This window comes from Rhizobium sp. 01L419 (assembly GCF_056400025.1).
Genome location: NZ_JBFTSM010000017.1, coordinates 134,160 through 155,008, shown reverse-complemented (window position 1 = coordinate 155,008; position 20,849 = coordinate 134,160). Strand labels below are relative to the sequence as shown.

20 protein-coding genes are annotated in these 20,849 nt (G+C 60.9%); 13 read left to right on the top strand and 7 right to left on the bottom strand.

Going from position 1 to position 20,849, the window contains the following annotated elements; translation table 11 throughout:
• Positions 1–91 precede the first annotated feature (91 nt).
• A complete protein-coding gene (locus tag AC1DUP_RS28365; protein WP_477836024.1) occupies positions 92–724 on the bottom strand; it encodes a LysE family translocator in 633 nt (210 codons plus the stop codon).
• A 126-nt stretch (positions 725–850) separates the two neighbouring features.
• Here AC1DUP_RS28365 and AC1DUP_RS28360 point away from each other — a divergent pair, with 126 nt between their 5' ends.
• Complete coding sequence (locus AC1DUP_RS28360) at positions 851–1,702, top strand: AraC family transcriptional regulator (RefSeq protein ID WP_113310682.1); 852 nt, start codon at positions 851–853, stop codon at positions 1,700–1,702.
• A 62-nt stretch (positions 1,703–1,764) separates the two neighbouring features.
• On the opposite strand, the gene AC1DUP_RS28355 is transcribed toward AC1DUP_RS28360, so the two are convergent.
• Positions 1,765–2,394, bottom strand: a complete 630-nt coding sequence (locus AC1DUP_RS28355; RefSeq protein WP_477836021.1) for a glutathione S-transferase family protein — start codon at positions 2,392–2,394, stop codon at positions 1,765–1,767.
• A gap of 449 nt (positions 2,395–2,843) precedes the next feature.
• Entirely contained in the window at positions 2,844–4,055 is a 1,212-nt protein-coding gene (locus AC1DUP_RS28350; protein ID WP_113299460.1) for an NADP-dependent isocitrate dehydrogenase, read from the bottom strand.
• A gap of 190 nt (positions 4,056–4,245) precedes the next feature.
• Between AC1DUP_RS28350 and AC1DUP_RS28345 the strand changes: the two genes are divergently transcribed.
• From AC1DUP_RS28345 to AC1DUP_RS28320, 6 genes are all read left to right on the top strand, one after another.
• The gene (locus tag AC1DUP_RS28345; RefSeq protein ID WP_477836019.1) at positions 4,246–4,788 is read left to right on the top strand and encodes a hypothetical protein; all 543 of its coding nucleotides are present in this window, start codon (positions 4,246–4,248) and stop codon (positions 4,786–4,788) included.
• Positions 4,789–4,923: 135 nt separating this feature from the next.
• Positions 4,924–6,960, top strand: coding sequence for an FUSC family protein (locus AC1DUP_RS28340; protein ID WP_113299458.1), 2,037 nt, complete (start codon positions 4,924–4,926; stop codon positions 6,958–6,960).
• Positions 6,961–6,968: 8 nt separating this feature from the next.
• Positions 6,969–7,799: an RNA methyltransferase gene (locus AC1DUP_RS28335; protein ID WP_477836017.1), complete on the top strand. Its 831-nt coding sequence runs from the start codon at positions 6,969–6,971 to the stop codon at positions 7,797–7,799.
• A complete protein-coding gene (gene murI, locus AC1DUP_RS28330) occupies positions 7,780–8,580 on the top strand; it encodes a glutamate racemase (RefSeq protein WP_477836015.1) in 801 nt (266 codons plus the stop codon). The genes AC1DUP_RS28335 and murI overlap by 20 nt, the downstream gene beginning before the upstream one ends.
• A gap of 99 nt (positions 8,581–8,679) precedes the next feature.
• Positions 8,680–9,855 (top strand): MFS transporter, encoded by a 1,176-nt coding sequence (locus AC1DUP_RS28325; protein WP_477836013.1) that lies wholly within the window; start codon positions 8,680–8,682, stop codon positions 9,853–9,855.
• Positions 9,856–9,964: 109 nt separating this feature from the next.
• A complete protein-coding gene (locus AC1DUP_RS28320) occupies positions 9,965–11,479 on the top strand; it encodes an ATP-binding protein (RefSeq protein ID WP_115035005.1) in 1,515 nt (504 codons plus the stop codon).
• A 6-nt stretch (positions 11,480–11,485) separates the two neighbouring features.
• Here the strand turns inward: AC1DUP_RS28320 and AC1DUP_RS28315 are convergent, their stop codons facing one another.
• On the bottom strand, positions 11,486–11,821 hold the full coding sequence (locus tag AC1DUP_RS28315) for a cupin domain-containing protein (RefSeq protein ID WP_113310674.1): 336 nt from the start codon (positions 11,819–11,821) through the stop codon (positions 11,486–11,488).
• A 100-nt stretch (positions 11,822–11,921) separates the two neighbouring features.
• Here AC1DUP_RS28315 and AC1DUP_RS28310 point away from each other — a divergent pair, with 100 nt between their 5' ends.
• From AC1DUP_RS28310 to AC1DUP_RS28285, 6 genes are all read left to right on the top strand, one after another.
• Positions 11,922–12,452 carry a MarR family transcriptional regulator gene (locus tag AC1DUP_RS28310; protein WP_113310673.1) on the top strand — a complete coding sequence of 177 codons (531 nt, stop codon included), beginning with the start codon at positions 11,922–11,924 and terminating at the stop codon, positions 12,450–12,452.
• Positions 12,453–12,649: 197 nt separating this feature from the next.
• Positions 12,650–13,267 carry a 30S ribosomal protein S4 gene (gene rpsD, locus AC1DUP_RS28305; protein ID WP_113299451.1) on the top strand — a complete coding sequence of 206 codons (618 nt, stop codon included), beginning with the start codon at positions 12,650–12,652 and terminating at the stop codon, positions 13,265–13,267.
• 168 nt (positions 13,268–13,435) lie between these two features.
• Complete coding sequence (locus tag AC1DUP_RS28300; RefSeq protein WP_113299481.1) at positions 13,436–14,365, top strand: glutaminase; 930 nt, start codon at positions 13,436–13,438, stop codon at positions 14,363–14,365.
• 59 nt (positions 14,366–14,424) lie between these two features.
• Entirely contained in the window at positions 14,425–15,291 is an 867-nt protein-coding gene (ttcA, locus tag AC1DUP_RS28295) for a tRNA 2-thiocytidine(32) synthetase TtcA (RefSeq protein WP_477836047.1), read from the top strand.
• Between the two features lie 44 nt (positions 15,292–15,335).
• On the top strand, positions 15,336–16,166 hold the full coding sequence (locus AC1DUP_RS28290) for an inositol monophosphatase family protein (protein ID WP_477836010.1): 831 nt from the start codon (positions 15,336–15,338) through the stop codon (positions 16,164–16,166).
• 16 nt (positions 16,167–16,182) lie between these two features.
• Positions 16,183–17,007: an inositol monophosphatase family protein gene (locus AC1DUP_RS28285; protein ID WP_113310672.1), complete on the top strand. Its 825-nt coding sequence runs from the start codon at positions 16,183–16,185 to the stop codon at positions 17,005–17,007.
• A 27-nt stretch (positions 17,008–17,034) separates the two neighbouring features.
• Here AC1DUP_RS28285 and hisC read toward each other — a convergent pair whose 3' ends face one another.
• The 3 genes from hisC to AC1DUP_RS28270 form a co-directional block, all read right to left on the bottom strand.
• A complete protein-coding gene (hisC, locus tag AC1DUP_RS28280; RefSeq protein ID WP_113310671.1) occupies positions 17,035–18,093 on the bottom strand; it encodes a histidinol-phosphate transaminase in 1,059 nt (352 codons plus the stop codon).
• Positions 18,094–18,125: 32 nt separating this feature from the next.
• On the bottom strand, positions 18,126–19,406 hold the full coding sequence (locus AC1DUP_RS28275; protein ID WP_113299447.1) for a multidrug effflux MFS transporter: 1,281 nt from the start codon (positions 19,404–19,406) through the stop codon (positions 18,126–18,128).
• A gap of 111 nt (positions 19,407–19,517) precedes the next feature.
• Positions 19,518–20,765 carry a multidrug effflux MFS transporter gene (locus tag AC1DUP_RS28270; RefSeq protein ID WP_113299479.1) on the bottom strand — a complete coding sequence of 416 codons (1,248 nt, stop codon included), beginning with the start codon at positions 20,763–20,765 and terminating at the stop codon, positions 19,518–19,520.
• Positions 20,766–20,849: the final 84 nt, after the last annotated feature.

Genomic DNA, 20,849 nt, shown 5'->3' with positions numbered 1-20,849 from the left:
ACAGTTTGACATCAGAACCGGCTGCGAGATCCTGGATTTCGCAGCCGGTTCTGTTTCCGCGAGCGTGCTTAGACAGGTGACTGCAGGGCGGTCAGTTTCTGGTCTGCAGCGCGAGATGGCAGGCGAGCCCGGTAAAGACAGTTGCCAGCATATATTGCGGCAGCTTCGGCAAACGGCACATCGAGCCAAGCCGTGAACGGATCTGGCTTCCGAGGATAATGACGGCACCATTCACGACGAGGCCGATGCCGTTCAGGACGCTGGCAAGCACCAGCATCTGCGCGGTCATGAAGCCGCTCTCTGCGTTCACGAATTGCGGAAATAGCGCGATGACGAAGAGCGCCATTTTCGGATTGAGCAGGTTGGTTGCAAGGCCAGCGAAGAAGATGCGCCTGCCCGACAGGCGCTTCGGCGTCGAAGCCGGCGCAAAGGCTGTGCCTTCCGAACGGATGGTCTTGTAGGCGAGATAAAGCAGATAGCAGCAGCCGGCCCAGCGTACGGCTTCAAAGGCGGCAGGTACGGTCATGAAGAGCTGGGAAAGCCCGAAAGCTGCGGCAAGGGCGTGGCAGTAGGTGCCGAGCGCGATGCCCGCATAGGTCAGAAATCCGGCAGCAGGTCCCTGGCTGATGCTGCGCGAGGCGATCAGCAGCATGTCGGGGCCGGGCGTGGCGGTCAGCACCAGCGCTGCGGCGGCGAAAAATATCAATGTGGAAAAATCCGGCATCAGTCTTCCTCATGGGTTTGAGCCGGAATTCCGCTCTAAGCCGGATTCGCCGAAGGTTCAAGTCCGCAGGATTTGTCAAATCGGGTTATGCTTTGTTACGGCCGATCGAACAGCAAAGGGTTTGACATGGTGGGTGAAACGGCCTGGGCGCTTTACGAGAACCGTCTGAGACGGGTTTCGTCCTATATCCACGACCATCTGGACGAGGATCTGGATATGGAGCGGCTGGCCGAGATCGCCTGCCTGTCGAGCTATCACTGGCACAGGATCTATCGGGCGATTTACGGCGAGACGCTGGCGGCGACGGTCAAGCGGCTGCGGCTGCATCGCGCCGCGGGCGATATCGTCCGCACGGACCTTGATGTCAGCGAGATTGCGAAGCGATCAGGCTATCCCAATCTCCAATCCTTCAACCGCATCTTCAAGGCGGTCTATGGAATGCCGCCGGCACGCTATCGGAAAGAGGGAAGCCATACAGTCTTCGAACCCTCAACCTCCGGAAAGGCACCTGCCATGTTTGACGTAAGCCTGAAAACCATCCCGCCGCTCGAATTGGTCGGCGTTCCCCATACCGGCTCCTATATGGAGATCGGCAAGGCCTTCGAGACGCTGTTCGGCACGCTCTATGCCCGCGGGCTCGCAAAACCCGAGATGCGAATGATCGGCGTCTATCTCGACGATCCCGATCTCGTGCAGGCCGAGAAGCTGCGCTCCGTCGCCTGCGTGACGGCAGGTGAAGAGACGACGGCAAACACCCCGCTGGAGCGGCGCATGGTGGAAGGCGGTGACTACGCCGTGCTGCACCACAAGGGGCCTTATGCCGATATGTACAAGGCCTACCAGTGGCTCTACGCGCAGTGGCTGCCAGCCTCGGGTCGACAGATCCGCGACAAGGTCATGTTCGAGGAGTATCTCAACAATCCGCGCGAAGTCGCGCCGACCGAGCTACGGACTGATATCTATATGCCCCTCGCCTGATTTGGCTTTTTTCTACGCAATTCCGGACGCAAAACCGCTGCACAGTTTTGCTGGAATTGCTTTCAGGCCGCCTGCATGGCTTTCGCCGCCTCGTCATCCAGCGCGGTTGCCCGCTTGTAGGCATCGCGTTCGGCAAGGCGGCCGAAATAGTCGACGAAGACCTGGCGCTTCTCGATGCCACCGAAGGCAAGGCCCCAGCCGACATGCGAGCCGACATAGACGTCGGCCGCCGTGAAGCGCTTGCCGGCGATATAGGGAGAGGCGGCCGAAACCGCCTTTTCCAGCGTACCCATGACATCGCCGAAGGAACCGCAGCCAGCCATGCGCAGCCGCTCCTGCGGGATTTCGAAGCCGAGCGCCTTCAGCGTGACGGAAGCTTCCAGCGGCCCGGCGGCGAAAAACATCCAGCGGTAATAATCGGCCCGTTCATCGGGCTGCGGGCCGAGCCCTGCCTGCGGAAACGTGTCCGCAAGATACGCACAGATCGCCGCGCATTCCGTCACGATCGTCGTCCTGTGACGGATGGCCGGCACCTTGCCCATCGGGTTGACGGACAGATAGTCCGGCTCCTTCATCGTCCCGCCGAATGTCAGGATTTCGGTACGATAGGGTACGCCGGTTTCTTCCAGCATCCACCGCGCTATCCGGCCGCGCGACATCGGGTTGGTGTAGAAGGTGATTTCCTCGGTCATCCTGTTCTCCTCTTTCCCATGCTCTTTTCGTAGCATTGGCGCGGGAGATTTCAACCTTTGGTGCAGGCGGCGTCTTCAGAGCAGCACGGCGGATGATCTCGGTCGATGTCGGTGCGTCGCCGACGGCAGTCTGACCGGAAGGCAATCGCCAACGCTGATTGTAATGTTGGGTCTGGGTCTCAAGCAAAGCAAGATCAAGATAAAAAACAATCATATCCTGCCCCTCGCGTCGCGCAAGGAGCCTTACAAGTTGCAGGAATTCGGGGACAAAACTCTTCTTGGCCATCAGAACCTCCATGCCTAGGCGAGAGAATTGATAGCCATTGCAACTTACGCGAGGCTTAATTCTTAAAGCACCTGCTAATTTAGACCCCAAGGCCGACACCTGGCAGACAACAAAAACCCGGCGCAGAGGCCGGGTTTTCCGAGATCGTTCAACCGAGCAGGGCTCAGGCCATCGCGGCCTGCAGGTTCTGGTCGATCTTGTCGAGGAATGCGGTGGTGGAGAGCCACGGCTGATCCGGTCCGATGAGGAGCGCCAGATCCTTGGTCATGAAGCCGGCTTCGACGGTATCGACGCAGACCTTTTCGAGCGTGGCGGCGAACTTGGCCAGTTCGGCATTGTCGTCGAGCTTGGCGCGGTGAGCGAGGCCACGGGTCCAGGCGAAGATCGAAGCGATCGAGTTCGTCGAGGTTTCCTGGCCCTTCTGGTGCTGGCGGTAGTGGCGGGTAACCGTGCCGTGCGCGGCTTCGGCTTCAACCGTCTTGCCATCGGGCGTCAGCAGGACCGAGGTCATCAGGCCGAGCGAGCCGAAGCCCTGGGCGACCGTGTCGGACTGGACGTCGCCGTCATAGTTCTTGCAGGCCCAGACGTAACCGCCGGACCACTTCAGCGCGGAAGCGACCATGTCGTCGATCAGGCGGTGTTCGTAGGTGATGCCGGCTTCCTTGAACTGATCCTTGAATTCAGCTTCGAAGACTTCTTCGAAGATGTCCTTGAAGCGGCCGTCATAGGCCTTGAGGATGGTGTTCTTGGTCGACAGGTAGACCGGCCACTTGCGCATCAGGCCATACATCATCGAGGCGCGGGCGAATTCGCGGATCGACTCGTCGAGGTTGTACATGGCCATGGCGACGCCGGCGCCCGGTGCGTTGAAGACTTCCTTCTCGATGACGGTGCCATCTTCGCCGACGAACTTGATCGTCAGCTTGCCCTTGCCGGGGAACTTGAAGTCGGTTGCGCGGTACTGGTCGCCGAAAGCGTGACGGCCGACGACGATCGGCTGTGTCCAGCCCGGAACGAGGCGGGGAACGTTGCGGCAGATGATCGGCTCGCGGAAGATGACGCCGCCGAGGATGTTGCGGATCGTGCCGTTCGGGCTCTTCCACATTTCCTTGAGGTTGAATTCCTTGACGCGCGCTTCGTCCGGCGTGATCGTCGCGCACTTGATGCCGACGCCGTACTTCTTGATGGCGTTGGCGGCGTCGACGGTCACCTGGTCGTTGGTGGCGTCGCGGTTTTCGACCGAGAGGTCGAAGTAATCGATGTCGAGGTCGAGATACGGATGGATCAGCTTATCCTTGATGAGCTGCCAAATGATGCGAGTCATTTCATCGCCGTCGAGATCGGCGACGGGATTGGCGACCTTGATCTTCTTCATGTATCTGCCTCGTAAGCTTAGGAAAGGGACGGCTGTCCCCGGGTGGGTGATGTGGTCCGGAGCGCTATAGCATTGTGAGCCGGGAAGGCAAAGTATAACGGCCGCGGAAATGCGTTTTTGCCGCCATTGCCAAGTGCGGGAAAATGGCTAGTCTCGCCGACAGAAGCCCCCGAGTCCCGGACATTTTGCCATGAAAAAGATCGCCGTTCTGTTCGCCGGCCTCATTGCCGCGCTGTCTGTCCTGCCGCGCGTTTCGGCCGCCGCCGACGCAACCGCGCCGGTCCAGGAGATCATGAAGGACACGCAGAAGAACTGGGCGGGCGACAACAGCGACTGGATCGATATTTTCGACGAGGCCACGCTGAACCGGCTCTACAGCAAGGACTTTGGGGACAAATACAAGGCTGCCGCGCAGAACCCGGCAGCCGACGAAGACGGCATCTCCCCCTTCGACTACGACGTGATCGTCAACGGCCAGGATGCCTGCCCGCTGCAGGATCTTTCCATCGAAAGCGGCCAGCCGGCAAACGGCACGACCGAAGTGACCGTCAAATTCAAGGCGGCGACCTGCATGGATGGCACACCCGACAAGGATGCCCTCACGACCGTGCGTTTCGAGGTGATCGACGAGAACAGCAAAGCCGTCATCGACGACATCATGATCCAGGGCGAGGAGGGGCAGGGGCCGATCTCGCTGAAGGAAGCCATGGTGCAGATTGCCAATGGCGAATGAAGGCTGGGGATCGCCGACTGGTTACGCCCAGGGATCACCATGCTGGCGGTGCCGGATGTGATTTGATTTTTGCCGCGACGACGGTATCTGGCTCTCGGGTGTCGTCGCTGCAGGTGCGCATGAGGACTGGCAAGGGTGATTTCCGGATTTGAATTCCGAGACTGGCTGCTCGCCAACGACCCGGCGCTTTCGCGCCTGCGCATGGGCTCGCGCGTCACGCTGTCGATCGTCCTGTCCTTCGCGATCCTGCTTTTGATCCATATGCTTGTCGTGCCGCTGCCGATCGCCTCCTTTGGCCTCGGCATCGTGCTGTCGATCGAAGGCGGGGTTGCCGTGCGCGACAAGGGCTCGACGCGCCAGCTCATCACAAGGCTGCTCGGCTGTCTTGCGAGCCTCTTGGTGGTCGGCATTGCGGCCGTGCTTGAATCGCATCGCGTCCTCTCGGATTTCATCTTCCTCGTGGTGATTTTCCTCGCCTCGGTGGCGCGCGTTTACGGCCCGCGTGGCTTTGCGATCGGCATGTTCGCTTTCACCTCCTATTTCATGGGCTCCTATTTCCACCCGACGATCGGGGAATTGCCTGTCGTCCTGATCGGCCCCGTTGTCTCGGCGCTTGTCAGCCATTGGGTGAGGGCGGTGCTTCTACCCGACAATTGGCGGCGCGACCTGCTGCGTTCACTGGAGAGCGTGAGGGGCCGCATCAATCAGATCCTCTTCAAGCTCGCTGCCCTTGCAGCGGATGGAAAGGTCGATGAGGCCGATCGGCAGGAACTGCGCCAGTTGGAAGACCGGCTGAAAGAAGTGGTGCTGATGGCAGAGAGCTTCATTCCGCGCCCGCCGGGCGGCGTTTTTGATGGCGCTTCCGCTCCGGCCGCGGAACTGGCGATCCGGTTATTCGATGCGCATTTGGCGGCTGAAAGCGCCATCGTGCTGAGCTATCAAAGTGCGCCATCCTTTGTGCTCGTCCATGCCGTCATCGAGGATGACAAGGCAGTGTTGTCTGCGCAGGAAAAGGCAGTCGCCGATATGGAAGGCCAGCCGCAGGGCGAGACGGCGCGGGCACTGCTCTGGCTCGGAGCGGCGCGCCGGCAGCTCATCGAAACGATCGATACCGGGCGCGGGACGGATTTTGCCGAGATCGCCTCTGTCGAGGAGGTCAGCACGCCCACGGCAGTCGATTTCTCTCTGAAGAACCCGGTGATGCGTTCTGCCCTGCAGATCACGCTGGCGGCGGCGATTGCCATGACGCTCGGGCTGGCGCTGTCGCGCGAGCGCTGGTTCTGGGCGGTGCTCGCCTCCTTCCTCGTCTTCAGCAATACCAATTCGCGCGGCGACACGGCCATCAAGGCGCTGCAGCGCTCGATCGGCACGCTGTTCGGCATCGCCTTCGGCCTGGTGCTGGCCTCGTTGCTTTCCCACCAGATAGGTATTGCCATTGCCGTTTCGATCGTCTGCGTCTTCCTTGCCTTCTACTTCCTGCAGAGTTCCTATGCGACGATGACCTTCTTCATCTCGATCGTGCTCTGCCTGGTCTATGGCATGATGGGTGTCCTGACCTTCGATCTCCTGAAACTGCGACTTGAGGAAACGGTCATCGGCGCGATCGCGGGAACGCTGGTCGCCTTCCTCGTCCTGCCGGCGCGCACGCGCGGGACACTCGATACGGCGGTCGCCAAGTGGTTCGACACCCTAAAGCAGCTGCTGTCGGCCGTATCGGACAAGAAGAGCCAGCCGGAGCTCATCGTCATCTCGCAAAAGGTCGATGCCTGCTACCGGGACATTACGCTCGCCGCACGCCCTCTCGGCTCCACCTGGTCCATTGTCACCAGACCGGGACAGATCCGCCAGACGCTGGCAATATTCCTTTCGATCACCTATTGGTCGCGCATTCTGGCCCGCAACCACACGGCCGATGTCGTCGACGACGATCTGAAGCGCAGGATCGCTGCCGATATCGGCGTTCTGGACGCGGCTGCACCACGCGGCTCGGAATGTTTCCTCGTCATCCGCAAGCAGATGCGGCCGACCGGCCGCCATCTGCCGCTGTGGCGGGAAGGCACGCGGCTCGCCGTCGAAATGATCGGCTCGACGCTGGAGCGGCTCTATCCCGCAGAGACGCGGGACTTGCCGTTTACGGCCAGCAAAGCTATTGCGCCCATAAATCAGGAATAGGAAATACGATGGCGGGCACGAACAGCGAGCGTCAACTTCTGGCCGAAGGGCCAGTTATCATTCTGGTCGAGCCGCAGATGGGCGAGAATATCGGCATGGTGGCGCGCGCCATGGCGAATTTCGGCCTCGCAGATCTTCGCCTCGTCAACCCGCGTGACGGCTGGCCCAATGAGAAGGCCCAGGCGGCGGCCTCCAAGGCCGACCACGTGATCGAGGGCACTCAGGTTTTTGCCACGCTGGAAGAGGCGATTGCCGACCTCAACTTCGTTTATGCGACGACGGCGCGAAGCCGCGACAATTACAAGCCGGTGCGCGCTCCGGTCTTTGCCGCGCAAACGCTGCGCAGCCGGTTCCGGGCGGGCGAGGCAACCGGCATCCTTTTCGGGCGCGAGCGCTGGGGGTTGACGAACGAGGAAGTGGCGCTTGCCGACGAGATCGTCACCTTTCCGGTCAATCCGGCCTTCGCCTCGCTCAACATCGCCCAGGCCGTGCTCTTGATGTCCTATGAGTGGATGAAATCGGGCATGGAAGATCTGGAAGCGGTGCCGTTCCAGGCGCTCGAGCAACGGCCCTCCACCAAGGAGCAGCTCTTCGGCCTGTTCGACCAGCTCGAAGACGCACTTGATTCGCGCAACTATTTCCATCCGCCCTCGAAAAAGCCGAAAATGGTCGACAACCTTCGCGCAGTCCTCTCCCGCCGGGCATTCACGGAACAGGAAATCAGCGTGCTGCGCGGCGTCATCTCCTCCCTCGACCGCTTTTCGCGCGATAGTCCGCGCAAGGGCGGTTCTACTCGATCCGGCAAGGGTGCCCCGACCGATGACAGTGCCGACGAATGAGCTGAAACCCGTCCTCGTCTTCGATTCCGGCATAGGCGGGCTGACGGTGCTGCGCGAAGCGCGCGTGCTGATGCCCGAGCGCGGCTTTATCTACATTGCCGACGATGCCGGCTTTCCCTATGGCGGCTGGGAAGAGCAGGCACTGAAGGAGCGGATCATCGGGCTCTTCGCCAAACTGCTCGAAGACTACGACCCGGAAGTCTGCGTGATCGCCTGCAACACGGCCTTTACGCTTGTGGGCGCAGACTTGCGCGCCGCCTTTCCGCAGATGACCTTCGTCGGCACGGTGCCGGCCATCAAGCCTGCCGCCGAGCGCACGCGCTCCGGCCTCGTTTCGGTGTTGGCCACCCCCGGCACAGTCAAGCGCGCCTACACACGTGACCTCATTCAGTCCTTTGCGCAGCAGTGCCATGTGCGGCTCGTGGGTTCCGAAAACCTGGCGCGTATGGCGGAAGCCTATATCCGGGGCGATACCGTTTCCGATGAGGCTGTGACGGCCGAAATCGACCAGTGCTTCGTCGAGAAGGAAGGCCGCAAGACCGATATCGTCGTGCTTGCCTGCACGCATTATCCCTTCATGGCCAATCTATTCCGCAGGCTGGCGCCTTGGCCGGTGGACTGGCTGGATCCGGCGGAAGCCATTGCGCGGCGCGCCCGCACGTTGGTGCCGCAGGTGGCCGACGCGGTTCATCCCGATAATTTCGACTTTGCCGTTTTTACTTCGGGCAATCCGGATTTTGCCACGCGGCGGCTGATGCAAGGTTTCGGGCTGAGCGCCTGAGAAGGCACTGCGCGCTTTATTTCACCTGCCTCATCGCGCAAGATCTCCGCGGGGAATCGCGAGCGGGTGTTTGGCGCTCAAGATGCAAAGGGGTGGGCCGTGCCGCTGCAAAGACTAGTCATGCTGATCTTCTTTCTGCAACCGATAGCCTTTGGCGCCTGGTTGCCGCGCATTCCTGATATCCAGGCGAAGCTTGAACTCGGCACCGCCGATCTCGCCGTTGCACTTCTGGGATTGCCAATCGGCACGCTGATCACCCTGCCGTTTGCCGGCCGCCTCGTCTCGCGCATCGGCGGGCGCATGGCGATCATCTATGGTTTCATCTTCTTTCTTGCGGTGGTTTCGCTGCCGGCCTTCGCGCCCAGCGCCACGCTTCTATTCTTTGCCCTGATGATCGTCGGGGTCGCGCTCTCGACGGTAGAACTCGGCATGAATGTCGAGGCCGATGTAACGGAGAAGGCGACGGGGCTGATCATCATGAGCCGCTGCCATGGCTTCTGGAGCCTCGGCATCATGGTCGGCAGCCTGATCGGTGTTGGTGCCATAGCCATCGGGCTTTCACCGCACTGGTCGATCTTGATCACGGCGATCGTCGTCCTGCCGGCCGGGCTGATTACCAGCCTGCGCCTGCCGAAATTGCCTGAAAGTCACCACGAGGAGAATTCGCAGGTAAAGACCGGCTTCAAGCCGCCCAGTCTTGCCCTGCTCGGGATCTGCGCCTTCGTCTTCGGTGTGACGATGACTGAGGGTGCGATCGCCGATTGGTCGGCGGTCTACCTCCGCGATGTCATGAATGCCGCGGGCGCGCAAACCGGCCTTGGTTATTCGGTTTTTGCCTTCATGGTTGCGGCGGGGCGCTTCAGCGGTGATTACATGAAAGGCCGTTTCGGCGCGGTTGCCATTGCCCGCGGCTGCGGCATCGCCTCGCTTGCCGGCATGCTTGTCGTTCTCTTTGCGCCGGCGACGCCGCTTGCCCTGCTGGGCTTTGCAGCAGTCGGTGTCGGCGTTTCGGTCGGATTTCCGCTTGCGGTGACGGCAGTTGCCTCGCTGACCGACCGCCCGCCCGCGTCAAGCGTTGCGACGCTGTCCTTCGCAGCCCTGAGCGGTTTCCTCATCGGGCCGCCCATCATCGGCTTTCTCGGCGAACTCCTGGGCTTGCGTGTGGGGCTTGCGGTCTTGCTGGTACCGCTTTTCGTCAGCCTGCTCTGCACCCGTTTGCTGATCCCGACGCAGAAGGAGATGGCAGGCGATCTTATCGAGCGCGAGGCGGTGTGAAGCGCTATTTCCCAAGGTTGACTTTCCCTGTGGGTTCTTGACGGTTTGACGACAACAGTGCCTGCGAATCTGCTAGAGACGGGCCGGGAATTTGTAAGGGGAATTGGACGTGCAGGTTGGCATCGATATGGGACTGGCGTCCGGCGCTCCGGCGACGCTCGATATCGAGGAGCTACTGGCGACGCGTCTGCTCGTGCAGGGCAATTCCGGTTCCGGCAAGTCGCATCTTCTCCGCCGTCTGCTGGAACAGTCAGCCCAATGGGTGCAACAGGTCATCATCGATCCCGAAGGTGATTTCGTGACACTCTCCGACCGCTACGGCCATGTCGTTGTCGACGGTGAGCGCACCGAGGCCGAGCTCGCCGGCATTGCCAACCGTATCCGCCAGCACCGCGTATCCTGCGTTCTGACGCTGGAAGGTCTCGATATAGAGCAGCAGATGCGGGCCGCTGCCGCCTTCCTCAACGGCATGTTCGATGCCGATCGCGAATATTGGTATCCTGTTCTCGTCGTGGTCGACGAAGCGCAGATGTTTGCGCCCTCGGTCGCCGGCGATGTGTCGGAAGATGCGCGCAAGGCTTCGCTCGGTGCCATGACCAACCTGATGTGCCGCGGACGTAAACGCGGGCTTGCGGGCGTCATCGCCACGCAGCGCCTTGCAAAGCTTGCGAAGAACGTCGCGGCCGAAGCCTCGAACTTCCTGATGGGCCGCACCTTCCTCGATATCGACATGGCGCGTGCCGCAGACCTGCTCGGCATGGATCGTCGCCAGGCGGAAATGTTCCGAGATCTGAAGCGCGGTCATTTCGTGGCGCTCGGCCCGGCCTTGTCGCGCCGGCCGCTGCCGATCCAGATCGGCAATGTAGAGACCTCTGCGCGCTCTTCCAGCCCGAAGCTGATGCCGTTACCGGATGCGCCGCAGGATGTGGAAGACCTGATCTTCACACCCGACCCGGAAGAATTCCAGCGGCCGATCGTGCGGCGTACTCCGCCCGCACCACGCCCGACCACCGATATTCTGGCTGAGCTGTCGCGCTCGACGCCCTCAGCAGCACCGTTGCAGACTTCCGAGCCACGTGTGGCGCAGCCGGAAATCTCGGCCGAGGAGCGTGAGGAACGGCTTGCCGGCGTACTCGCCGAAATCCTCGACGATCCGGGCTCCGGCTTCCGCACCGATGCAGTTCTCTATCAGGAGTTCCTGGTGCGGCTGCGCATGCGCCGCGTTCCCGGTCCGCCGATGTCGCTGCCGGAATTCCGACGGCGCGTTGCGGTTTCGCGCTCCGGCGTCGATCCCGAAATGGCGGCAAGCGAGGCGTGGGCGACGGCACTTTCGCTGTCGAACGGCGTCACCGACGATCTGCAGGGCGTGTTCTTGATGATGGCGAAGGCTGCGATCGGCGGCGAGGCTTGCCCTTCTGATTCCCGTATCGCTCGTGCTTACGGCACTCATTCGGCCCGTCGCGCGCGCCGGCTGCTCGGTTATTTCGAGGAGCAGGGGCTCATCGTCGTGCACGCGGATTTCAGCGGCAAGCGCATCGTTGCCTTTCCGGACCTGCAGGCCGAAACCGCACCAGGCTCAGCGGATGCGCCCGACAGCGATTTTCTGAAGAGCGCTGCCGAATAAACCGCTTCAGACCCAGCTCTGAATGATTTCGGGGCTGGCATGGATGCAGGTGAGCTCCAACCGCGTCGTTCCGACATTCTTGAAGCAATGCGGCGTCTCGGCATTGACGATGACGATATCGCCGACGTTGGGCTCCAGCGTCTCCTCGCCGACGGTAAAGCGCGCCTTGCCGGAGCGCACGATCCACATTTCCGTATAGGGGTGAATATGCAGGTCCGGCCCCTGGCCAGGCTCGTTGTCGATCAGGAAGATCGAGACCGGCGCGCCGTAATCGCCGCCCTCGAAACGGATGGTGCGATTGGCGAACTGCTGCTGGCTTTCACGCGGTAGGACATGGAACATGATTTCCTCCTTGGATCACGCTGCAGGTTCGCTATACTTATCTTCACGAGAAGATAATCTTCCCAATTTATCTTCTCGTCAAGATAGTTTTGGAGTGACCATGGAAAAACAAGACCATGTCGACCGGTTGCGCGCTCTCTGGGCGGAAGAGCTGCCCGATCTCGATACGACGCCGATGAGCATTCTCGGGCGCATCTACCGGATCTCCAATCTGGTGCGGCCATCCATCGAGGCGACATTCTCGGAATTCGATCTCGATCGCGGCGAGTTCGACGTGATCGCGACGATCCGGCGCGCTGGGCCGCCATACCGAATGATCCCGACGGAGCTCTACAGCCTTCTGATGATTTCCTCGGGCGGGCTGACGCACCGGCTGGACAGGCTGGAGAAATCCGGGCTCATCCGGCGCGAGCGCTCTGCCGGGGACAAGCGCAGCTTCGAGGTGGCGCTGACGAAGGAGGGCATCCGCCGTGCCGAAGCCGCCTTCCGCGAAGACATGAAGCGGGAACTCGGCCATCTCGACGGACTGGATGAGGACGAGCGTCGGGCGCTGGCCGGGCTCTTGCGCAAACTTGCCGGTTCGCTCGAACGGGCGGGTGAGAACGGGCTTGCTGCGGCAGATTCTGTTTGACAATCCTGTGACTTATCCCTAAAGACCGCCCGAGCACCGGGCAGCAATGTCCGGTGTTTCATTTGACATGTCCCGTGGATTTTGTCCGTTCGCGAATGGAAAAATCCTGTCGGGTCCCGGAAACGGGATCAAAGGAGGGCGTGTTTCCTTCGCGCGGTTTGGCAACAAACCGTCCTAACTTTTTGAAAGGAAATACGATGAGCAAGCGCGAATCGTCTAAGTACAAGATCGACCGCCGTATGGGCGAAAACATCTGGGGCCGTCCGAAGTCCCCGGTGAACCGCCGCGAATACGGCCCGGGCCAGCACGGCCAGCGCCGCAAGGGCAAGCTTTCCGACTTCGGTGTGCAGCTGCGCGCCAAGCAGAAGCTGAAGGGTTACTACGGTGACCTGCGCGAGAAGCAGTTCCGCGCAATCTTCGCTGAAGCTGACCGCCGCAAGGGCGATACCTCGGAAAACCTGATCGGTCTTCTGGAGTCGCGTCTCGACGCGATCGTGTATCGCGCCAAGTTCGTTCCGACGGTCTTTGCTGCCCGTCAGTTCGTCAACCATGGCCACGTCACGGTCAACGGCGTCCGCGTCAACATCGGTTCTTACCGTTGCAAGGCCGGCGACGTCATCGAAGTTCGTGAACGCTCCAAGCAGCTCGTTACGGTTCTGGAATCGGTTTCGCTCGCTGAGCGCGACGTTCCTGATTACGTCGAAGTCGACCACCACAAGATGGTTGCCACTTTCGCACGCGTTCCGACGCTTGCCGACGTTCCGTATGCGGTCGTCATGGAACCGCAGCTGGTCGTCGAATTCTATTCTCGCTAACGCATAGCCCCGACAATCGAATTCGATTGTCGGAAAGGCTTATGCGTTTTTACGATGCTGCTGCGTCCTTTGCACATCTACGATGTGCGGCGCAGCAGGGCGAGAGGCGTTTTCGCATACAGAAAAGCCGCCTTACAAGGCGGCTTTTTTGTTCTCTGGAGAGAAGCCATCATGGATTTGCAGACAGTCCTCGACAGCATCTACAAGGAATTGGCGCCGCGCATCGGCGAGGGCAAGGTGGCGGATTACATCCCCGAGCTTGCCAAGGTCGATCCCAATCAGTTCGGCCTGTCGATCGTCACCGTCGATGGCAAGGTCTATAGCGTCGGCCATGCCGATGTGGCTTTCTCCATCCAGAGCATTTCCAAGGTCTTCATGCTGACGCTGGCGCTCGGCAAGGTGGGCGAGGGGCTGTGGAAGCGCGTCGGCCGCGAGCCCTCGGGCTCGGCCTTCAATTCCATCGTGCAGCTCGAGCATGAGCACGGCATCCCGCGCAATCCCTTCATCAACGCCGGCGCGATCGCCGTCAGCGATGTCGTCATGGCGGGTCATGCGCCGCGCGAGGCAATCGGTGAACTGCTGCGCTTCGTGCGCTACCTGGCGGATGACGAATCCGTCACCATCGACGACAAGGTGGCGCGTTCGGAGACGGCGACCGGTTACCGCAATTTCGCGCTCGCCAATTTCATGCGCTCCTATCGCAATCTCGACCATCCGGTGGATCACGTGCTCGGCGTTTATTTCCACCAGTGCGCGCTTTCGATGACCTGCGAGCAACTGGCCCGCGCCGGCCTGTTCCTGGCGGCGCGTGGCGGCCATCCGCTGACAGGCCATTCGGTGGTTTCGCCGAAGCGGGCGCGGCGCATCAATGCGCTGATGCTGACCTGCGGCCATTACGACGGATCGGGCGACTTCGCCTATCATGTCGGCCTGCCGGGCAAGAGCGGTGTCGGCGGTGGCATTTTTGCGGTGGCGCCGGGCATTGCCTCGATCGCCGTCTGGTCGCCGGGGCTGAACAAGGTTGGCAATTCACAGCTTGGCGCCGTGGCACTTGAGATGCTGGCTGCCCGCACCGGCTGGTCCGTTTTCGGCGATTGAGACTGGGTTGGAGTGCCGGTTTCTGCTAAGCAGGACGCGCGCATCAGATGGATGAGAAGATGAATATCGCAGCCGATATTGCCGACGATCTGGAAGTGGCTGAAGCCGGCATCGGCCATGCGCTATTTGCCAATGCGCCTGATACGGTTTCCTTCAACAAGCTGCGCAAACGCCTGATGCGACAGGTCCGCCAGGCCTTCGACGACTTCGACATGCTGAAGGGCCAGAAACGCTGGCTGATCGGCATTTCCRGCGGCAAGGATTCCTACGGGCTCTTGTCGCTGTTGCTCGACCTGCAATGGCGCGGCTTGTTGCCGGTGGAGCTGATTGCCTGCAATCTCGACCAGGGCCAGCCGAATTTTCCGAAGCATGTACTACCGGAATACCTCACGAAGATCGGCGTCAAACATCGCATCGAATATCGCGATACCTATTCCATCGTGAAGGAAAAAGTGCCGGAGGGAGCCACCTACTGTTCGCTCTGCTCGCGCCTGCGCCGCGGCAATCTCTATCGCATTGCCAAGGAAGAAGGCTGCGATGCGTTAGTGCTCGGCCATCACCGCGAGGATATCCTCGAGACCTTCTTCATGAACTTCTTCCACGGCGGGCGGCTTGCCTCGATGCCGGCAAAGCTGCTCAATGACGAAGGTAACCTGATGGTGCTGCGGCCGCTTGCTTATTGCGCCGAGGACGACATGGCGAAATTCGCTGCTGCCATGCAGTTCCCGATCATCCCCTGCGATCTCTGCGGCTCGCAGGACGGTTTGCAGCGCAATGCGATGAAGGACATGCTCGCCGATATCGAGCGCCGCATGCCCGGCCGCAAGGATACGATGCTGCGCGCGCTCGCCCATGTGAACCCGTCGCATCTGCTTGATCCCAAACTTTTCGACTTTTCTGCACTGAGCGTCACCCAAACGTCATAATGGACTTGCTATGAGCGTCTGCAGATCCATGCAACGAGTCCAAAATGATTTTCTCAGACAATGACATAGAGTTTCTCGGCGATTGCCTCCGGCATGTCGCCGAAGAAGAGATAATGCCGCGCTTCCGCAATGCGGCTGCGGCCAATGTTTCCGAAAAGACATCTTCCATCGATCTCGTCACGCAGGCCGACCTGCGCTCCGAGGCCTATCTGACCGCGGCCATCCGCGAGCGCTTTCCCTCGGCATTGATCGTCGGCGAAGAAGCCTATGAGGCTGATCGTTCCGTCGTGCCGGCATTGGCCGATGCCGATCTTGCCTTCGTCATCGACCCCGTCGACGGCACCTTCAATTTCGCAGCGGGAATGCCGGTCTTCGGTACGATCCTGGCCGTGACGGTCAAGGGTGAAACGGTTGCCGGCATCATTCACGATCCGGCGCTCGGCGACACCGTCGTTTCCCTCAAGGGCGCCGGTGCCTTCCAGCACAAGCGCAATTGCGACCCTGTCCGCCTGAAGGTCGCAGAGCCGATCGAGCTTAACCRCATGATCGGCGCCATGGCCTGCAGCCATATGGAAGAACCCGATCGTTCGCGCGTTGCCGCCAATATGGCGAGGATCAAGATGACCTTCGCCTTCAACTGCTCGGCCTATGAATATTGGATGGTTTCCTCGGGCAAGCTGCATTTCATCGGCCATCCGAAGCTGATGCCGTGGGATCATCTGGCCGGCGTGCTGACGCATCAGGAGGCCGGCGGCCATACCGCCAAGTTCGACGGAACGCCCTACAGGCCGGGCGAGATTTCCGGCGGCATCATCTCGGCTCCCGACAAGGAAAGCTGGCAGATGATCCGAAACGAGATCGTCGGCTACCGATAAACCGAAAGGAACCGCCATGACCACTGCCATAGATACGATGACGCTTGCCGATCTCTTGCGGCAGGCAGCGAAAGCCGAGATCCTGCCGCGCTTTCGCCGACTGGGCAGCGGTGATGTGCGCGCCAAGACGGAAGCGACCGATCTGGTAACGGAAGCCGACGAGCAGGCTGAAAGAATGCTGAAGGCGGAGGCCGCGCGCCTCTGGCCGGAGGCGCTCTTCATCGGGGAAGAATCGGTTTCTGCCGATGCAGCACTTCTCGACAAGCTTAACGGCGCTGATCTCGCCATCATCGTCGATCCCGTCGACGGTACTTTCAATTTCGCTTCCGGCATTCCGGCCTTCGGCGTCATGGCCTCCGTCGTCTCCAGAGGCGAGACGGTCGCCGGCATCATCTATGATCCGATGGGCGACGACTGGGTCATGGCGGAAAAGGGCGGCGGCGCCTGGCTGCGCCGGCCGGACGGCGAGGCGCAGCGGCTGAGCGTTGCCGCGCCGGTCGCGCTCGACCAGATGGTCGGCATGGCCTCCACCGGCTACCTGCCGCAGGAGAAGCGCGCAGAGATCCTCGGCAATCTCGCCAAGGTACGCTTCCTCACCAACTACCGCTGTGCGGCCCACGAATACCGCGCCTTTGCCGGCGGGCATGTGCATTACCTGATGTACAACAAGCTGATGCCCTGGGATCACCTGGCCGGTACCTTGATCAGCCAGGAAGCCGGCGCCTATGCCGCCCGCTTCGACGGCTCGGCCTATCTGCCGCATCATGTCAGCGGCGGCTTGCTGATCACGCCCGACAAGGAAAGCTGGGACGTGCTGCGCCGCGAGGTCTTCACGGTCTGAAGCCGGCAAGCCCGTCGTCGGTGCCGATCAGGCGAGGATCTGCTGCAGCGCGTCGAGAAGCTTGTCGCATTCGGCATCGGTGCCGATGGTGATGCGCAGGAAGTCCTGGATGCGCTCCTTGCGGAAATGCCGCACGAGCAGGGCTCTCTTTCGCAGCTCACCAGTAAGTTCCGCGCCGCCGCGCTCTGCATGGCGGGCGAATACGAAATTGGCAGAAGACGGCAAGACTTCGAAGCCCAGCCCCCTGAGAGCGGCGGTCAGGCGCTCGCGGCTCGCGATAATCAGATCGCAATGTTTCCTGAACCAGTCCTGATCCTCCCAGGCGGCAACGGCGCCCGCCTGGGTGAGCCTGTCCAGCGGATAGGAATTGAAACTGTCCTTGACCCTTTCCAGCGCATCGATCAGCGGCCGCTGGCCGACCGCGAAACCGACGCGCAGGCCGGCAAGGCCGCGCGATTTCGAGAAGGTCTGGACGACGAGCAGGTTCGGATATTTCCGGACGAGCGGGATAGCGCTCTCACCGCCGAAATCCACATAGGCTTCGTCGATAACGACAACCTGATCCGGATGCTCGGCGATTAACGCGTCGATCGCCGCAAGAGGCAGTGCGGTCCCGGTCGGCGCATTCGGGTTGGGCAGGATGATCGCGCCGCAGGGCTGCCGATAATCCTCGATCCTGACCTGCATCTTTTGGTCCAGCGGGATCTCACGGAAATCGATGCCATAGAGACCGCAATAGGTCGGGTAGAAGCTATAGGTGATATCCGGGTAGAGCAGGGGCAGTTCGTGCTTTAGCAGCGCCTGGAAGGTGTGCGCCAGAACCTCGTCCGAACCATTACCAACGAAGACTTCGCCGGGATCGAGATCGTAGCTTGCGGCAATCGCCTGGCGCAGTTTCAGCCCGGTCGGTTCGGGATAGAGCCGCAGCGTGTCATTGACCGTTTCCGAGATCGCCGCCAACGCGCGGGGCGATGGGCCGTAGGGGTTCTCATTGGTGTTGAGCTTGACCAACCCGTCGATGACGGGCTGTTCGCCCGCCACGTAGGGCGTCAGGGATTGGACAACGGGGCTCCAGAAACGGCTCATCGTGAACTTCCAGTCTTATGCCTGCTGCAGCATTACATGTGAACGGCGCCGGGGTCGATCTGCGGGCTGTCGCCGGGATGGGTGAAAAGTTTGCCTTTTTCGGCCCAGAGCACCATGACCACAGTGACAAGACCGAAGAGCGCAAAGCCGCCGAAGAGCGGCTGCACCGTACCGTTGAAGAGCTGACCGACGCCGCCGCCGAGAAGGGCGCCGAAGGTCGTCGACACGAAACCCGTCACCGCAGTTGCCGTGCCGGCGAGATTGCCCATCGGCTCCAGGCTGATCGCCGTGAAATTGGTGGCGATCACGGCAAACATCATGAGCAGGATCGAGAAGAGCGCATAGGAGAAGGCGAAGGACGGCGTGCCGCCCAGCGCCGCCACGAAGCCGATCGCCGAGACGATGGTGAAGAGCAGCATGGCGGCATGCGAAATACGACGCATGCCGAAGCTGCGCACCAGCATGCCATTGGCGAAGTTGGCGACTGCAATGCCGCCGGCCGTCGCCGCGAAAGCAATCGGCAGCCAGTCGCCAAGGCCATAGACCTCGCCGAAGACCTGCTGGACCGAGATCACATAGGCGCTGATGACGCCGGTGAACATGGTGAGCCCGATCATGTAGCCGCAGGTGATGCGGTTGGTGAGAACCGTTTTGAAGCCGTCGCCAACAGCAGCGAAGGACAACGGGATGCGCTCTTCCGGCGGGAGGGATTCCTTCAGCCGCAGCAGCGCCCAGACGAATAGGATAGAGGCGACGATGCCGAGCAGGATGAAGATCCAATGCCATTCGGCATAGGCGATGATCATCTGGCCGACCGAAGGGGCGACGATCGGCACGATCATGAAGACAATCATGACATAGGACATGACACGCGCCATTTCGCGGCCGCCGAAGCAGTCGCGGACGATCGCCATGGTGGTGATGCGAACGGCTGCGCCGCCGATGCCCTGAACGAAACGCATGATCAACAGCATCTCGAAGCTGCCGGTGGCGGCTGCCGCAAACATGCCGACCACATAGCAGGCTAGGCCGCCGAGCAGGATGTTGCGCCGACCGAAAGCATCCGACAGGCTGCCGAAGACAATCTGCGAGGCGCCGAAGCCCAGGAAGAACACGCCGATGACGAGCTGCGTGTCATTGCTGTTGGTCACACCCAGCGAATGGCCGATACTGGGTAACGCAGCCAGCATGCTGTCGATCGCCATGGCGATGCTGGCAGTCATGATGGCGATGGTGACCACGAATTCGACAAAGCCCATGCCGATGCGGGCAGAACCCTGGTTTTCCGTGTGCGGTTTGTGTGTCGGAGTCATCCGAATCCCCCTGAATGACGGAAGAGCGGCCGCAAACGCGGCCGAATTCGATGTGGGAGGGCGGCGGAGTCCCTACCATGGTGTCCCGCCGGCCCGATGTGTCTGAAAACTTCAGTGCCCGATATCGGTGAAGTTCGAAATTGATGCGTCCTTCGGCAGCGGTGCGTGCTGCGGCCTGAACAGTCGTCCCTTTTCGGCGATCAGCACGAAAACGATGCCAGCAAGCGACACGACGAAGTAACCTAATATCATCGGCGTTGCCGTGCCGTCGAAGGCCTGTCCGATCATCGCTCCGATCAATGCCCCGCCGATCGTGCTCATGAAGCCGATCACCGAGGAGGCTGTGCCGGCAAGGTGGCCGAGGGGCTCCATGGCGAGCGAGTTGAAGTTGGAGCCGATCCAACCGAACTGGAACATGACCAGCGCGAAGAAGATGATGAAGACCACGAAGGGCATCGGCTGCGGTCCAAAGATCTGCACCATGAGCCAGATGAAGCTCAGAATGCAGAAGCCGAGGATCGACGCATGCGACAGGCGGCGCATGCCGAAGCGGCCGACCAGCTGCGAGTTGATGAAGGACGAGAAGGCCATAAACAGCGCCACACCGGCAAAGGCGACCGGCATATAGACGCCAAGCCCATAGATGCCGACATAGATCTGCTGGGCGGAGTTGATGAAGCCGAACAGCGCGCCGAAGAGAATCGTGCTGGCGATGGTGTAACAGAGGGCGATGCGGTTCGACAGGAAGATCGCGAAGCCCTGCGCCACCGAGCGGACCGTGAAGGGACGAACATTCGCCGGATCGAGCGTTTCCGGCAGGCGCAGATACATCCAGATGCCGACAGCCGTCGCCATCGTGCCGATGAAGACGAAGATCATGTGCCAGGTGCTGACGAGCATGATGATCTGGCCGCTGCCGGGCGCAATGACAGGCACGATCATGAAGACCATCATGATCAGCGACATGACTTCCGCCATCTGCCGGCCGCCGTAGACGTCGCGGACGATGGAGATCGTAATGACGCGGGTGGCTGCCGAACCGAGACCCTGGATGAAGCGCAGCACGAGAAGACCCGCAAAGCTCGGGACGACGGCAATGCCGAAAGCAGAAACGATATAAATAACGAGCCCGATCAGCAGCGGAATACGGCGACCGAAGCGATCGGAAAGCGGACCGTAGAAAAGCTGGGCGAGGCCGAAGCCGAAAAGATAAGATGAAACGACATACTGACGATGGTTTTCGTTTTCGACACCGAGGCTTGAGCCGATCTGCTGCAGTGCGGGCAGCATGATGTCGATTGCCAGCGAGTTGACGGCCATCAAGAAAGCCGCAAGCGCGATAAATTCGAGCTTGCCCATGGGCAGCCGACCCGCGGACATGGCTTGTGATGAATCTGTCACAATGAAATTCCCATAAACAGGTCAAGGCGCTGCTTGGCGCAG

What these genes read in the sequence shown, in the direction of transcription:
- AC1DUP_RS28365 (WP_477836024.1), bottom strand. Translation starts at nt 724, where the DNA reads ATGCCGGATTTTTCCACATTGATATTTTTCGCCGCCGCAGCGCTGGTG.
- AC1DUP_RS28360 (WP_113310682.1), top strand. Translation starts at nt 851, where the DNA reads ATGGTGGGTGAAACGGCCTGGGCGCTTTACGAGAACCGTCTGAGACGG.
- AC1DUP_RS28355 (WP_477836021.1), bottom strand. Translation starts at nt 2,394, where the DNA reads ATGACCGAGGAAATCACCTTCTACACCAACCCGATGTCGCGCGGCCGG.
- AC1DUP_RS28350 (WP_113299460.1), bottom strand. Translation starts at nt 4,055, where the DNA reads ATGAAGAAGATCAAGGTCGCCAATCCCGTCGCCGATCTCGACGGCGAT.
- AC1DUP_RS28345 (WP_477836019.1), top strand. Translation starts at nt 4,246, where the DNA reads ATGAAAAAGATCGCCGTTCTGTTCGCCGGCCTCATTGCCGCGCTGTCT.
- AC1DUP_RS28335 (WP_477836017.1), top strand. Translation starts at nt 6,969, where the DNA reads ATGGCGGGCACGAACAGCGAGCGTCAACTTCTGGCCGAAGGGCCAGTT.
- murI (WP_477836015.1), top strand. Translation starts at nt 7,780, where the DNA reads ATGACAGTGCCGACGAATGAGCTGAAACCCGTCCTCGTCTTCGATTCC.
- AC1DUP_RS28315 (WP_113310674.1), bottom strand. Translation starts at nt 11,821, where the DNA reads ATGTTCCATGTCCTACCGCGTGAAAGCCAGCAGCAGTTCGCCAATCGC.
- AC1DUP_RS28310 (WP_113310673.1), top strand. Translation starts at nt 11,922, where the DNA reads ATGGAAAAACAAGACCATGTCGACCGGTTGCGCGCTCTCTGGGCGGAA.
- rpsD (WP_113299451.1), top strand. Translation starts at nt 12,650, where the DNA reads ATGAGCAAGCGCGAATCGTCTAAGTACAAGATCGACCGCCGTATGGGC.
- AC1DUP_RS28285 (WP_113310672.1), top strand. Translation starts at nt 16,183, where the DNA reads ATGACCACTGCCATAGATACGATGACGCTTGCCGATCTCTTGCGGCAG.
- hisC (WP_113310671.1), bottom strand. Translation starts at nt 18,093, where the DNA reads ATGAGCCGTTTCTGGAGCCCCGTTGTCCAATCCCTGACGCCCTACGTG.
- AC1DUP_RS28275 (WP_113299447.1), bottom strand. Translation starts at nt 19,406, where the DNA reads ATGACTCCGACACACAAACCGCACACGGAAAACCAGGGTTCTGCCCGC.
- AC1DUP_RS28270 (WP_113299479.1), bottom strand. Translation starts at nt 20,765, where the DNA reads ATGGGCAAGCTCGAATTTATCGCGCTTGCGGCTTTCTTGATGGCCGTC.